At 69.2% G+C, this 13,730-nt stretch carries 15 protein-coding genes, 1 tRNA gene and 1 pseudogene; 15 read left to right on the top strand and 2 right to left on the bottom strand.

Features of this window, described 5'->3' with window-relative positions:
- Window positions 1-7 precede the first annotated feature (7 nt).
- Together HHX31_RS31840 and HHX31_RS31835 are read left to right on the top strand one after the other, a co-directional pair.
- A complete protein-coding gene (locus HHX31_RS31840; protein WP_169953204.1) occupies window positions 8-550 on the top strand; it encodes an RNA polymerase sigma factor in 543 nt (180 codons plus the stop codon).
- Window positions 534-1,280, top strand: coding sequence for a hypothetical protein (locus HHX31_RS31835; RefSeq protein ID WP_211590613.1), 747 nt, complete (start codon window positions 534-536; stop codon window positions 1,278-1,280). Before HHX31_RS31840 ends, HHX31_RS31835 begins: the two co-directional genes overlap by 17 nt.
- A gap of 9 nt (window positions 1,281-1,289) precedes the next feature.
- Here the strand turns inward: HHX31_RS31835 and HHX31_RS31830 are convergent, their stop codons facing one another.
- Window positions 1,290-2,309 carry an adenosine deaminase gene (locus HHX31_RS31830; protein ID WP_169953202.1) on the bottom strand — a complete coding sequence of 340 codons (1,020 nt, stop codon included), beginning with the start codon at window positions 2,307-2,309 and terminating at the stop codon, window positions 1,290-1,292.
- Between the two features lie 74 nt (window positions 2,310-2,383).
- Between HHX31_RS31830 and HHX31_RS31825 the strand changes: the two genes are divergently transcribed.
- Together HHX31_RS31825 and HHX31_RS31820 are read left to right on the top strand one after the other, a co-directional pair.
- Window positions 2,384-2,884, top strand: a complete 501-nt coding sequence (locus tag HHX31_RS31825; protein ID WP_169953200.1) for a SigE family RNA polymerase sigma factor — start codon at window positions 2,384-2,386, stop codon at window positions 2,882-2,884.
- Window positions 2,881-3,882, top strand: coding sequence for a PASTA domain-containing protein (locus HHX31_RS31820; RefSeq protein WP_169953199.1), 1,002 nt, complete (start codon window positions 2,881-2,883; stop codon window positions 3,880-3,882). Before HHX31_RS31825 ends, HHX31_RS31820 begins: the two co-directional genes overlap by 4 nt.
- Before the next feature lie 154 nt (window positions 3,883-4,036).
- On the opposite strand, the gene HHX31_RS31815 is transcribed toward HHX31_RS31820, so the two are convergent.
- On the bottom strand, window positions 4,037-5,242 hold the full coding sequence (locus HHX31_RS31815) for a pyridoxal phosphate-dependent aminotransferase (RefSeq protein WP_169953197.1): 1,206 nt from the start codon (window positions 5,240-5,242) through the stop codon (window positions 4,037-4,039).
- A 234-nt stretch (window positions 5,243-5,476) separates the two neighbouring features.
- Between HHX31_RS31815 and HHX31_RS31810 the strand changes: the two genes are divergently transcribed.
- The 11 genes and pseudogenes from HHX31_RS31810 to HHX31_RS31760 form a co-directional block, all read left to right on the top strand.
- Window positions 5,477-5,549, top strand: a tRNA-Trp gene (locus HHX31_RS31810).
- 75 nt (window positions 5,550-5,624) lie between these two features.
- Entirely contained in the window at window positions 5,625-5,882 is a 258-nt protein-coding gene (gene secE, locus HHX31_RS31805) for a preprotein translocase subunit SecE (RefSeq protein WP_169953195.1), read from the top strand.
- 55 nt (window positions 5,883-5,937) lie between these two features.
- On the top strand, window positions 5,938-6,720 hold the full coding sequence (gene nusG, locus HHX31_RS31800) for a transcription termination/antitermination protein NusG (protein WP_311932424.1): 783 nt from the start codon (window positions 5,938-5,940) through the stop codon (window positions 6,718-6,720).
- Window positions 6,721-6,813: 93 nt separating this feature from the next.
- Window positions 6,814-7,245 carry a 50S ribosomal protein L11 gene (rplK, locus tag HHX31_RS31795; RefSeq protein WP_139580512.1) on the top strand — a complete coding sequence of 144 codons (432 nt, stop codon included), beginning with the start codon at window positions 6,814-6,816 and terminating at the stop codon, window positions 7,243-7,245.
- 115 nt (window positions 7,246-7,360) lie between these two features.
- Window positions 7,361-8,074, top strand: a complete 714-nt coding sequence (rplA, locus tag HHX31_RS31790) for a 50S ribosomal protein L1 (protein WP_169953193.1) — start codon at window positions 7,361-7,363, stop codon at window positions 8,072-8,074.
- A 193-nt stretch (window positions 8,075-8,267) separates the two neighbouring features.
- Complete coding sequence (locus HHX31_RS31785; RefSeq protein WP_169953192.1) at window positions 8,268-9,113, top strand: DUF1396 domain-containing protein; 846 nt, start codon at window positions 8,268-8,270, stop codon at window positions 9,111-9,113.
- Window positions 9,114-9,337: 224 nt separating this feature from the next.
- Window positions 9,338-9,862 (top strand): 50S ribosomal protein L10, encoded by a 525-nt coding sequence (gene rplJ / locus HHX31_RS31780; protein WP_169953190.1) that lies wholly within the window; start codon window positions 9,338-9,340, stop codon window positions 9,860-9,862.
- Between the two features lie 78 nt (window positions 9,863-9,940).
- Entirely contained in the window at window positions 9,941-10,333 is a 393-nt protein-coding gene (rplL, locus tag HHX31_RS31775) for a 50S ribosomal protein L7/L12 (protein ID WP_169953189.1), read from the top strand.
- Window positions 10,334-10,516: 183 nt separating this feature from the next.
- Window positions 10,517-11,005, top strand: a complete 489-nt coding sequence (locus HHX31_RS31770) for a hypothetical protein (RefSeq protein WP_169953187.1) — start codon at window positions 10,517-10,519, stop codon at window positions 11,003-11,005.
- Window positions 11,002-11,508, top strand: a complete 507-nt coding sequence (locus tag HHX31_RS31765; RefSeq protein ID WP_169953185.1) for a hypothetical protein — start codon at window positions 11,002-11,004, stop codon at window positions 11,506-11,508. Before HHX31_RS31770 ends, HHX31_RS31765 begins: the two co-directional genes overlap by 4 nt.
- 421 nt (window positions 11,509-11,929) lie before the next feature.
- A pseudogene (locus HHX31_RS31760) lies at window positions 11,930-13,730 on the top strand (DNA-directed RNA polymerase subunit beta); the annotation flags it as partial.

Genomic DNA, 13,730 nt, shown 5'->3' with positions numbered 1-13,730 from the left:
CCCCCAAATGGATGACGACGAAGCAGTGACCCGTGCCCTGGCCGGTGACCTCGACGCCTACGAAGTCCTGGTCACCCGGTACAGCGCGGTCGCCCACCGCACGGCGCACCTGCTGGGCGCGGCGGCCGAGGCGGAGGACGTCGTCCAGGAGGCGTTCGTCAAGGCGTTCCGCCACCTGAAGGGCTTCCGCCGGGGCTCGCCATTCCGGCCCTGGCTGCTGCGCATCGTGGCCAACGAGACCCACGACCTCACCCGCTCCCGCGGCCGCCGCTCCGACCTCGCCGTACGGCTGGGCCGCGAGCGGGAGCCGTACGGACCCGAGGACCCGCAGAGCGTGGCCGTGGCGGCCGACGGCAGGTCCCGCCTGCTGGAGGCCGTACGCGCGCTGCCCCAGGGGGAACGCGAGGCCGTGGTCTGCCGGTATTTCCTGCAGTTGTCCGAGGCGGAGACGGCCGAGGTCCTCGGCGTACGGCTCGGCACCGTGAAGTCGCGGACGTTCCGGGCCCTGCGGCGCCTGCGGGAGGAGGTGGGCCGTGAGCATCTCGGATGACGACGAGCGGGAGGCGCTCGACGCCCGCCTGCGCGCTCTGGGCGCCGGCCTGACCGTGCCCGCGCCGCCCCCCGCCGACGTCGCCCGCGCCGTACGCGCCCGGCTGGAGGGCGAGCGGGCAAGGCCGGATCGGCGCGTTCACGGGTGGTGGGCCGGCCGGCGGCCGACGCCGCGGGCGTTGGCGGCGTCGGTGGCGGTCCTGATGGCCGTGCTGCTGGGGGCCACCCCGCAGGGCCGGGCCGCGGTGGTGTCCGTGCTGCGCTTCGCGGGCGTGGAGATCCGCGTCGCAGGGCCGGGGCCGCTGCCCACGGGGGTGCCGGGCCCGCTGCCCGGCGAGCGCAGGGTGACGCTGGAGGAGGCGCGGCGGACCGCACGGTTCCCCATCGCCGTGCCCACCGCGCTGGGGGATCCGGCCGACGTGCGGCTCGCCGACGGCGGCCGGGTGGTGACGCTGCTGTGGCCGGGAGTCCGGCTCGACGAGTTCGACGGGACGCTGGGCGTCGTCTGGCGCAAGGAGCTCGGCGAGCCGTTCCCCGAGCAGGTGGCCGCCGTCGGCGGCTGGTGGATCCAGCAGCCCCACGGCGTGTCCTACGTGCCGTACGGCGGCGGCGCGCCGCACGAGGAGCGGGCGGCGGGGCCTACGCTCATCTGGCAGCACAACCTGGTCGGCCTGCGGCTGGAGGGCCCGGACCGCGACGAGGCCGTGCGGATCGCCTCCTCGGTTCGATGAGGCGCGAACTCAGCCGGGGGAGGCGAGCCAGCCGTCGATCTCGGACAGCAGATCCTTCTTGACCCCCTCGGGCGCCGCCGACGACCTGATCGACTGCCGGGCGAGCTCGGCGAGCTCGGCGTCGGTGAAGCCGTACGCGCTCCTGGCGAGCTCATACTGCGGCAGCAGCCGGGCGCCGAACAGCAGCGGGTCGTCCGCGCCGAGGGCGATCGGCACCCCCGCCTCGAACAGCCGCCGCAGCGGCACGTCCTCTGGGCGCTCGACGACCCCGAGGCCGACGTTCGACAGCGGGCACACCTCGCAGGTGACCTGCCGGTCGGCCAGCCGTTCCATCAGCCGGGGCGACTCGGCCGCGCGCACCCCGTGGCCGATCCGGTCGGCTTCCAGGTCGTCGAGGCACTCGGCGACGCTCGCCGCGCCCAGCAGCTCGCCGCCGTGCGGCACCGCGAGCAGCCCGGCGCGCCTGGCGATGCGGAAGGCGTGCTCGAAGTCCCTGGCCCGGCCGCGCCGCTCGTCGTTGGACAGGCCGAAGCCGACCACGCCCCTGCCCTCGTACCGCGCCGCCAGGCGGGCCAGCGTCCTCGCGTCGAGCGTGTGCCGCGTGCGGTTGGCGGCCACGATCACCGCGATGCCGGTCCCGGACTCGCCTGCCGCCTTCTCCGCCGCGTCGAGGACGAGTTCGAGGGTCTCGGTCAGGCCGCCGAAGCGGTTCGCGTACCCGGACGGGTCGACCTGGATCTCCAGCCAGCGCGAGCCTTCCCGCGCCTCGTCCTGCGCGGCCTCGCGCAGCAGCCGGTAGACGTCCTCGGGACGGCGCAGCACCGACCGCGCGATGTCGTACAGCCGCTGGAACCTGAACCAGCCGCGCTCGTCGGTCGCCCGCAGTTTCGGCGGCCAGTCCTCCACCAGCGCGTCGGGGAGATGGACGCCCTGCTCCCGGGCGAGCTCGATCAGCGTCGAATGCCGCATCGAGCCGGTGAAGTGCAGGTGCAGATGTGCCTTGGGGAGCGTGTCGAGTGGACGTGCCATCTCCATATGTTGCCGCATTCCGCTGACAACCCGCTGCCGAGTTGGCGCGTTGGGGAGGGGCGAAAGGGGAGCTCATGACCGAAGAAGACGAGGCGGCATTCGACGAGTTCCTGGCCGCGCGCAGCACCGCTCTTCTGCGCACCGCGATCCTGGTCTGCGGCGCCTCGGCGACCGACGCCGAGGACATGGTCCAGAGCGCGCTGGAGAAGGTCTACCGGCACTGGCCGCGCATCCGGCACGACAACCCGGAGGCGTACGCGCGCCGGGTCGTGGTGAACGGCGCGATCAGCAAGGCCAGGCGGCGCAGGGTGATCCAGGAGATCACCTTCGCCCAGCCGCCGGAGACGCCCGTGGAGTCGCACGACCCCGGGCTGCGGGACGTGCTCCTGACCGAACTCAGGAAGTTGCCGCCCCGCATGCGGGCCGTCCTGGTTCTCCGCTACTGGGAGGACCTGTCCGAGGCCGAGACCGCGGCGCTGCTCGGCTGCTCGGTCGGCACCGTCAAGAGCCAGTCCGCCCGCGGCCTGGCGCGTGTGCGCGCACGCATGGAGAACTTGGAAGGAGCGTCCGCATGAACGTCGAAGAGGCGCTGAGAGACGCGATGGCCGCTCAGGTGGCCGGGGTGCAGGCGCCGCCGTCGCTGGGCCAGGCCGTACGGCGGCGCAACCGGCGGCACGTGGTGCGATTTCGCGTGGCGGGAGCGGCTCTGCTCACCGCGGCGGTCGCGGTGACCGTGCCCGTGGTGCTGACCGGCGGGCCGGGCACGGCCCCGGCCGTGGGCGACGGCCAGGGGAACGGTGCCGCCGCCGGCCAGGGGGCCCCGGTCGCGTCCGCGACCGGCTCGGGTGACACGGTCGCCGTGCCGGCGAACCTCGTCCCCGACATGGTCGGCAAGAGCGCCGAGGAGGGCGGCGCCGCCCTGAAGGAGGCCGGCTACACGGTGCGGATCACGAAGGTGGTCAGCGATAAGGATCCGGCGGGGACGGTCGTCGACCAGACGCCGGCTCCTGGGACGAGCGCTCCCCCCGGGGCGGCGGTCACGCTGATCGTCGCCGCGACGGCCGCGCCGGCCCCCGACACCACGGAGGGTACGGAGAGCCCGGGGATGCCCCAGGACCTCGGCGATCTCGGCGACGGCCGGACGCTCGGCGGCGTGCGCGTCGGCTACCTGCCCGACGGGCTCGAATGGGGCAAGTGGTCCGGAAAAGACGGGTTCGGCACCCGGAGCTACACCACCAGCTGGGTGGAGCCGGGGCTGGAACCCGGCATGTACAGCGTCCAGATAGTCATTTACCGGAAGGACGCCGCCAAGAAGTTCGGTGAGCGGCTCAAGGGCTTCGCCGCCCAGGGCGCCAAGGCGGTCGAGGCCGGCGACAGGAAGGCGTACCTGGTCAGCCTGTCGGAGGGCGGAGACGAGCTCAACGACGGGGGCACCAGGACGATCGCGTGGAACCTCGCTCCCGGTGTCGGGGTCGAGGTCATGATGAGCCCCGACTACGCGGCGAAGATCGGCGCCGCCGCGGCCGACAGGGAGCTCAAGAAGATCGCCGCGGAGGTCGCCGTCGTGAAGTGAACCCCGGGGTCCCGCCGTCTCCGCCTCCTTCGGAGGGCCTGGGCGGTGGGACGGACATGCCGGAGGCCCGGTCCCGCGTGATGGGGACCGGGCCTCCGTGGCGGGGCGCTTCGGTCTTTCGGTGCGCTTCGGACTTTCAGTGCGCCTCGGTCTGTCAGTGCGCCTCGGAGAGGAGCTTGGCCACCCGGCTGACGCCCTCGACCAGGTCGTCGTCGCCCAGCGCGTACGACAGGCGGAAGTAACCAGGAGTGCCGAACGCCTCGCCGGGCACCAGCGCCACCTCGGCCTCCTCCAGGACGAGCTCGGCCAGCTCGGCCGAGGTCGCGGGGCGCTTGCCGCGAAGCTCCTTGCCCAGCAGCGCCTTCACCGACGGGTACGCGTAGAACGCGCCGAGCGGCTCGGGGCAGACCACGCCGGGGATCTCGTTGAGCATCCGGACGATGGTCTGCCGGCGCCGGTCGAAGGCCGCCCGCATCTCGGCGACGGCGGACAGGTCACCGGAGACGGCCGCGAGCGCGGCGGCCTGGGCGACGTTGGAGACGTTCGAGGTGGCGTGGGACTGCAGGTTCGTCGCCGCCTTGACGAGGTCGGAGGGCCCGATGAGCCAGCCCACCCGCCAGCCGGTCATCGCGTACGTCTTGGCGACGCCGTTCAGCACGACGACCCGGTCGCGCAGCTCGGGCACGGCGGCGGCGATGCTGGAGAACGTCGCGTCGCCGTAGACGAGGTGCTCGTAGATCTCGTCGGTGACCACCCACAGGCCCTTGTCGAGCGCCCACCGGCCGATCTCCTCGACCTGGGCGGGGGAGTAGACGGCCCCCGTCGGGTTCGACGGCGAGACGAACAGCAGCACCTTGGTGCGGTCGGTCAGCTTCTCCTCCAGCTGCTCGACCGAGGCCAGGTAACCCGTCGTCTCGTCGGTGACCACGTCGACCTGGACGCCGCCCGCGAGCTTGATCGCCTCCGGGTACGTCGTCCAGTACGGCGCCACGACCAGGACCTCGTCACCCGGGTCGAGCAGCGTGGCGAAGGCCTCGTAGACGGCCTGCTTGCCGCCGTTCGTCACCAGGACGTTGGCGGCGTCGACCTGGAACCCGCTGTCGCGCAGCGTCTTGTCCGCGATCGCCTGCTTGAGCTCGGGCAGGCCGCCGGCGGGGGTGTACTTGTGGAATCTGGGGTTCCGGCACGCCTCGACGGCCGCCTCGACGATGTAGGCGGGCGTCGAGAAGTCGGGTTCGCCGGCGCCGAAACCGATGACCGGCCGACCGGCCGCCTTCATCGCCTTGGCCTTGGCGTCCACCGCCAGAGTCGCGGACTCGGAGATCGCGGAAATACGCGCGGAGATGCGAGGTCGGGTCATGCCTCCATCGTTCCAGACGCGCCATGCGGTTTCGTCTCCATATCCAGGATGCGGACGGCTCGGCACGGTAGCTTTGAACGGCACGAACGGCACCCGCGCCACCTTCGGGGCGGCGCGGCGACCATGTGGTTCGACGGACCGGTGATTCCCGCGTACACTTCACCGACTAGTGGGCCACGTGAACGACGGGATGGGCGCTTCTCCGCGTTTCTCGGGTATCGTGGTGCACGGCTTAGGGCACTAGCGCAATTGGTAGCGCACCGGTCTCCAAAACCGGCGGTTGGGGGTTCGAGTCCCTCGTGCCCTGCGGAGTGCGGTCCGCGCAACAATGGCGTGAAAGCGCGCCGCAACTGCGACGGACACGACGGATCAGGTGAGGACTGTGGCGATCGATACCCGCGGCGAGACCGCTGGCAAGCCAGGCAAGCCGACCAATGAGAAGAAGGCAAAGCGCACCTCGCCCGCTCTGTTCTATCGGCAGGTCGTCGCCGAGCTGCGCAAGGTCATCTGGCCCCGGCGCACTGAACTGATCTCGTACACGGTAGTCGTCCTGGTCTTCGTTGTGATCATGGTTGGGATCGTGTTCGGGATCGATACGCTGCTGGGTAAGGCTGTGCTCTGGCTCTTCGGCGGATCCTGATCCCGCCCGAGACGTCACAGCGCGTCAAGACACCAAGCGAAGAAGGAAGAGTCCCGTGTCCGAGTCCCCGATGCCGGCCGACCGCTCCCATGACGAGGATGACGAGTGGGGCACCGAGCAGGACGAGGCCGTAGCAGAGGTCGAGGAGACCGAGGAGACCACGGTCGCCGCGCCGGACGGTGGTGACGGCGGCGAGGACTCGGCCGAGGCCGCCCCGCTGGTCGACGAGGACGGCGACGTCCTCCCGGACGTCGACCCCGTCGAGGAGTTCAAGCGGCAGCTTCGCGGTCAGTTCGGCGAGTGGTACGTCATCCACTCGTACGCCGGTTACGAGAACCGGGTGAAGCAGAACATCGAGAGCCGCATCGGGTCCCTCAACATGGAGGACTTCATCTTCCAGGTCGAGGTGCCGACCCACACGATCACCGAGTTCAAGGGCGGCAAGAAGACTCCGATCAAGGAGCGCGTGCTTCCCGGTTACGTCCTGGTCCGGATGGACCTGACCGACGAATCCTGGGCCGCGGTGCGCAACACGCCCGGTGTGACCGGCTTCGTCGGACTGTCCAACAAGCCGAGCCCGCTGAACCTCGACGAGGTCGCCAAGCTGCTCGCCCCCGAGCCTTCCGAGGAAGTGAAGAAGGCCACGACGAAGGCGACCACCGCGACCGTCGACTTCGAGGTCGGCGAGTCCGTCACCGTGATGGACGGGCCGTTCGCCACGCTGCCGGCCACGGTCAGTGAGATCAGCGCCGAGTCGCAGAAGCTCAAGGTCCTCGTGTCGATCTTCGGTAGGGAGACCCCGGTGGAGCTGTCGTTCAACCAGGTCTCGAAGATCTGACCGCCTCGCGTAGACTCGATAGCCGTCCTCACGCATGCCCTGCTTCGGCGTGCCCGTGAGGCTTCTGTAGGACAAGGACCCGGAGAAGGATAAATGCCTCCAAAGAAGAAAGTCGCGGCCCTGGTGAAGGTCCAGCTTCCCGCTGGACAGGCCACCCCCGCGCCGCCGGTCGGTACCGCGCTCGGTCCGCACGGCGTCAACATCATGGACTTCGTCAAGCAGTACAACGCTGCGACGGAGGCCCAGCGGGGCAACATCATCCCCGTCGAGATCACCATCTTCGAAGACCGCTCCTTCACCTTCATCACGAAGACGCCGCCGGCGCCCGAGCTGATCAAGAAGGCCGCCGGTCTGCAGAAGGGCAGCGCGAACCCGCACAAGGACAAGGTGGGCAAGCTGACGCGCGAGCAGCTTCGCCAGATCGCCGAGACCAAGATGCAGGACCTCAACGCCAACGACGTCGAGGCCGCCGAGAAGATCATCGCCGGCACCGCCCGCTCCATGGGCATCACGATCGCCGACTGAGAATCTCCGCGAGGGCCCGTAGCGCCCCGAGGCGCCGCGCCGCTGGCGTGGCAATCAAACGCTGTGGGAGGGCCGAAGCGCAGGCCCCGACCACGATCTCCACGAGGAGCATGAAGTGAAGCGCAGCAAGAACTGGAAGAACGCGGCGGCCGAGGTCGACCGCACGGCCCTGTACAACCCGCTCGACGGCGTACGGCTGGCCAAGAAGACCGCGACCACGAAGTTCGACGCGACCGTCGAGGTCGCCCTGCGGCTGGGTGTCGACCCCCGCAAGGCCGACCAGATGGTCCGCGGCACCGTCAACCTCCCGCACGGCACCGGCAAGACCGCCCGGGTCCTGGTCTTCGCGACCGGTGACCGTGCCGAGGAGGCTCGCGCGGCGGGCGCCGACATCGTCGGCTCCGACGAGCTGATCGACGAGGTGTCCAAGGGCCGTCTCGACTTCGACGCGGTCGTCGCCACGCCGGACCTGATGGGCAAGGTCGGTCGCCTGGGCCGCGTGCTCGGTCCCCGTGGCCTCATGCCGAACCCGAAGACCGGCACCGTCACGCCGGACGTGGCCAAGGCCGTCACCGACATCAAGGGCGGCAAGATCGAGTTCCGGGTCGACCGGCACGCGAACCTGCACTTCATCATCGGCAAGGCGTCCTTCGACGACCGTCAGCTGGTGGAGAACTACGCCGCCGCCATCGACGAGGTGCTGCGTCTCAAGCCGTCGGCGGCCAAGGGCCGTTACCTCAAGAAGGTCACCTTCACCACGTCCATGGGCCCGGGCATCCCGGTCGACCCGAACGTGACGCGTGGGATGACCGCCGAGATCGACGCCTGAGCCGTCACCCCGGCAAGAACGACGACGGAAGCCCCCGCCCTGCCCGGGCGGGGGCTTCCGCACGTCTACCGCCTCGTCTGTTGTGCAGGGTTTGTGTAGAGCTCATGCCGGTTCGTCCTCGGGCAACGCGCCCGGCGCGTTAGCCGCATAGGGTCAAGGGCAGGTAAAGGGGGCAACCGAAGGGATGACAGACATGCGACGAATACTGGTGGCCGCCGGAGCGGTGGCCGCGCTCTCGGTCGCGGGATGCGGGACGACCGCGACTCCGTCTCTCCAGAACGCGCAGCTCTCGGCCGCCGAGGTCATCCAGCAGACCTCGAAGAAGGTCGACGAGGTGAACACCTATGCCGCGGACCTGGTGGTCAACGTGACCGAGACCGGGGGCGGTCAGGGCGGCGTCGTCCAGGGCACGATGCGCTACCAGAAGACCCCGCAGATCGCCTCCGACGTCAACCTCACGAGGGTGTCGTTCAACGGGCAGGACGTTCCCGGCGGGGTGCGGGTGATCCTGCAGGACGACGTGGCGTACGTGAAGCTCGACATGCTCAAGACGCTGGTGGGCGCCACCAAGCCGTGGATCAGGCTCGACCTGGGCCAGCTCGGCTCGCAGGCCGGGGTGAACGTCGACCAGTTCCTCCGTCAGGCCCAGCAGTTCGACCTGAAGACGAGCGCGGCCCTGCTGACGGCGTCCAAGGACGTCAAGTCCGTCGGCACCGAGCAGGTCGGCGGGGTGGAGACGACCCACTACTCGGGCACGTTCCCGGTGGACGAGGCGGTCAAGCAGCTTCCCGAGGAGCAGCGCGGCCGGATGCAGGGCGAGTTCGCGAACGCCAAGGACGTCAAGTTCGACGCGTGGGTCGACGCCCAGGGCCTGCCTCGCAAGGTCGAGCTGAACGGCGGAAAGCCGGGCACCGGCACGTTCAAGGCGACCGCGATGTTCAAGTTGTTCAACGAGCCCGTCTCGATCGAGGCGCCGGCCGCCGACCAGGTGGGCGAACTGCCGCAGACGCTACAGCAGCCGTCCGGCCTGGGCGGCTGATTTGGCGTCCAGACGGTTGACAACGTAGTCTGTCTCCTGCCAAAGACCGCCGGTCGTCGCCGGGCCCACAGCCAGGCGACCGAAGGATCCACGATGAGTGGACGGCCCGCGTAGGTGTGGAGAAGCTTGAGGACGTTCGACGTCCGTTCAAGCCCCGTGCGCCTGCGCCGGGGCTTGTCTGTTTTCCGAGGGCCTTCGCCGGCGGCACATCTGGAAGGAGGCCCATGGCGAAGGCGGATAAGAGCGTCGCGATCGCCGAGCTCAAGAGTGAGTTCGAGGGATCCAGCGCCGCCGTTCTGACCGAATACCGCGGTCTCACCGTCGCCCAGCTCAAGCAGCTGCGCGTTTCTCTCGGTGGGAATGCGAAGTTCGCCGTGGCGAAGAACACGCTTACCAAGATCGCGGCTAACAACGCCGGGATCTCCTCCCTGGACGACCTGTTCCAGGGCCCGACCGCCATCGCGTTCGTCAAGGGCGACGTCGTGGAGGCGGCCAAGGGTCTGCGTGACTTCGCCAAGGCCAACCCCCTCCTGGTGATCAAGGGCGGCGTCGTCGACGGCAAGTCGATGACCCCCGACGAGATCACCAAGCTTGCCGACCTTGAGTCCCGTGAGGTGCTCCTCGCGAAGCTGGCCGGTGCGCTGAAGGCCAAGCAGTCCCAGGCTGCCGCCACCTTCGCCGCGCTGCCCACCACCATGGCTCGACTGGCCGAGGCTCTGCGCGCCAAGCGCGAAGAGGCCGGCGAGTAGGTCCGCGAAGCGGACGGGGGAAGCGCGCACCGCGGTCCCTTTACACGTTTTTTGCTAGATCCACTGGAGGAACACATCATGGCGAAGCTCAGCACCGACGAGCTGCTCGAGACCTTCAAGGAGATGACCCTCCTTGAGCTGTCCGAGTTCGTGAAGGTCTTCGAGGAGACCTTCGACGTCAAGGCCGCCGCCCCGGTCGCCGTCGCCGCCGTCGGCGCCCCCGGCGCTCCGGCCGCCGCCGAGGAGGCCGAGGAGCAGGACGAGTTCGACGTCATCCTCGAGGCCGCCGGCGACAAGAAGATCCAGGTCATCAAGGAGATCCGCGCCCTGACGAGCCTGGGCCTCAAGGAGGCCAAGGACCTCGTGGACGGCGCTCCGAAGCCGGTCTTCGACGGCAAGGTCAACAAGGAGCAGGCCGAGAAGGCGAAGGCGGCCCTCGAGGGCGCCGGCGCGACCGTCACGGTCAAGTAGTTCCACGCTTCACCGAAGGGGCGGGTCCATCCAGGTGCCGGATGGGACCGCCCCTTTCGCATGCCCGTAAGTCGTACTCGATCCAGACCCATATGAGCAGGACGCGATCGTTGACCTATGGTGCGACGTAGGATCCGCGCGACATGATCGGGCCGAGGCCACCGGTGCTCAGGAGGTGCGGGGATGCGGCGCGCGCTCACCGTCGGGCTGGTCCTCCTCGTGGCCGTGTCGGCCCTGGCGGTCCTGCGCCTCGTCCAGGCCCGTACGGAGGCGCTGGCGGCGGAACAGGAGCGTGAGATGGCCGTGCGGGCCGCCGCGGCGCACGCGGTGAGTCTCATGTCCGTCGACCACCGGCGCATCGACGACGACATCAAGCGGGCGCTCGCCACCTCCACCGGTCAGCAGCGGGCGAGGTACGCCGCGGGGCAGGCGGCGCTGAGGGACACCACGGTGCGGAACAAGGCCGTGCAGACGGGGGTGCTGCGTGCCTCCGCGCTCGCCTCCTTCGACGGAGGCCGGCGTACGGCGCAGGTGCTGATCGTCGGTGACGCGGTGATCCACTGGGAGGACGGCAGGAAGGCCCCTCCCGAGGAGCGCTTCTTCCGCTGGCGCATGGACGTCACGAAGGCATCCGGCCTGTGGCTGGTCTCCCACGCGGAGCTGGTCCAGTGAGACGCCTCCTGACGGCGCTGACGGCCCTCGTGGCGGCCGGGCTGGCCGTCGCCGCCGTATGGCTGCTGCTCGACCTGCGCCGCCTCCGGGCCGCGGAGACGGCCTCCCGGGAGGCTCTCGCGGCCGCCCGGTCCTACGCCCCCGACATGTTGTCGTACGACTACCGTACGATCGACCGCGACATGCTGAGGGCCGGCGCGCACGCGACAGGGCAGTTGGCGGAGCACTACCGGACCCTCGCGGCGACACTCGGCCCCCGTGCGCGTGAGCGCCGGACGGTTCAGCACGCGGTCGTGGCCGCCGCGGGTGTGGAGTCGGCGTCGCCGGAAGAGGTCCGGGTGCTGCTGTTCGTGAACATGGTCACGACACGTTCCGCACCGGCCAAGGGGGAGCCTGAACAGCAGGTCAGCCAGGGGAGAGCGCGCCTGGTCATGGTGACGCAGGGCGACGGCTGGAGGGTCTCCCGGCTGTCCACGCTCCTGGGTGACACGCCCGTTCCCTGAGGCCCGTGGCTAAATTGTTAGCAAAGAAGGCGTTTAAGCCAGGGCTGGTGCTGGGTATCCAGGCCGTGGCGGCGTCGACCCACGGTCAGCGTTGGCCCGTTCGCGTGACTGTGCGTTACCCGTCTCCGGTCCCGGGTAGGGACAGGGTCCTGACGGCCGCTCGGTCCCGAGGGCGGGAAAAACCCAGCGTGACGCCCGTAGGTTAGGCGAAATGTCGGCTCTCGGGCTTGACGTTTCGGCGCTGACGGGTGATGCTGCCAGCAACGTGGAGCGCAGAGCGATAGCGGAGTGGACAGGTGTATGCCGATCGGCTACACTGCCCCTTTGCGCTGCCCTTTGACGACCGTCTCTCTGAGTAACTCTTAGTCTTGGTCGTCTGGCGTGCGTGTAGTCAGTCCGCGAGCCCTCGGAAGGACATCTGTTGGCAGCCTCGCGCAACGCCTCCGCCGTACCCGCCGGTCCCCGTACCGTGTCGTTCGCACGTATCGAGGAGCCGCTCGAAGTACCCGACCTTCTCGCCCTGCAGACCGAGTCCTTTGACTGGCTGCTCGGAAACGAGAGATGGAAGGGCCGGGTCGAGGCGGCTCGCCAGGCCGGGCGCAAGGACATTCCGACCCAATCCGGTCTCGAAGAGATCTTCGAGGAGATCAGTCCCATCGAGGACTTCTCCGGAACCATGTCCCTGTCGTTCCGGGATCACAGGTTCGAGCCACCCAAGTACTCGGTCGACGAGTGCAAAGACAAGGACATGACCTACTCCGCCCCGATGTTCGTGACGGCGGAGTTCATCAATAACACCACAGGTGAGATCAAGAGCCAGACGGTGTTCATGGGCGACTTCCCGCTCATGACGTCGAAGGGCACCTTCATCATCAACGGCACCGAGCGTGTCGTGGTCTCCCAGCTCGTCCGGTCGCCCGGCGTCTACTTCGACCGCTCGGTCGACAAGACCTCCGACAAGGACCTGTTCGGCTGCCGGGTGATCCCGTCGCGCGGCGCGTGGCTCGAGTTCGAGATCGACAAGCGGGACAGCGTCGGCGTGCGGATCGACCGCAAGCGCAAGCAGCCCGTCACCGTGCTGCTCAAGGCGCTCGGCTGGACCAGCGACCAGATCCTGGAGCGTTTCGGCCAGTACGAGTCGATGCGGGCGACCCTGGAGAAGGACCACACCTCCGGCCAGGACGACGCGCTGCTGGACATCTACCGCAAGCTGCGTCCGGGCGAGCCGCCGACCAAGGAGTCGGCGCAGGCCCTGCTGGAGAACCTGTACTTCAACCCGAAGCGCTACGACCTGGCCAAGGTCGGCCGTTACAAGATCAACAAGAAGCTGGGCGTCCAGGCCGACATCACCCAGGGCACGCTGACCGACGAGGACATCGTCGCCACCATCGAGTACCTCGTCCGGCTGCACGCCGGCGAGGAGACGATGGGCCAGGACAACTCGGTGGTCGTCGAGACCGACGACATCGACCACTTCGGCAACCGTCGTCTGCGCACGGTGGGCGAGCTCATCCAGAACCAGGTCCGCCTGGGCCTGGCCCGCATGGAGCGCGTGGTCCGCGAGCGCATGACCACGCAGGACGTCGAGGCGATCACGCCGCAGACCCTGATCAACATCCGCCCGGTCGTGGCGTCGATCAAGGAGTTCTTCGGCACCTCGCAGCTGTCGCAGTTCATGGACCAGACCAACCCGCTGGCCGGCCTGACGCACAAGCGGCGTCTGTCGGCCCTCGGCCCGGGTGGTCTGTCGCGTGAGCGGGCCGGCTTCGAGGTCCGTGACGTGCACCCGTCCCACTACGGCCGGATGTGCCCGATCGAGACGCCGGAAGGCCCGAACATCGGCCTCATCGGCTCGCTGTCCTCCTTCGGGCGGGTCAACTCCTTCGGCTTCGTCGAGACGCCCTATCGGAAGGTCGTCGACGGCCGGGTCACCGACGAGATCGACTACCTGACGGCGGACGAGGAGGACCGGCACGTCGTGGCGCAGGCCAACACGGGCCTGAACTCCGACGGCACCTTCGCCGAGACCCGCGTGCTCGCCCGCCGCAAGGGCGGCGAGTTCGAGGCGGTCCACCCGTCCGAGGTCGACTACATGGACGTGTCGCCGCGTCAGATGGTGTCGGTCGCGACGGCGATGATTCCGTTCCTGGAGCATGACGACGCGAACCGGGCGCTGATGGGTTCGAACATGCAGCGTCAGTCGGTGCCTTTGCTGAAGAGCG

Origin of the sequence: Microbispora sp. H11081, from assembly GCF_012999535.1 — a bacterium.
In the GTDB taxonomy this organism is placed as follows: domain Bacteria; phylum Actinomycetota; class Actinomycetes; order Streptosporangiales; family Streptosporangiaceae; genus Microbispora.
The sequence above is the reverse complement of the archived record's forward strand: the minus strand, read 5'-3'. Positions and strand labels throughout refer to the sequence as shown.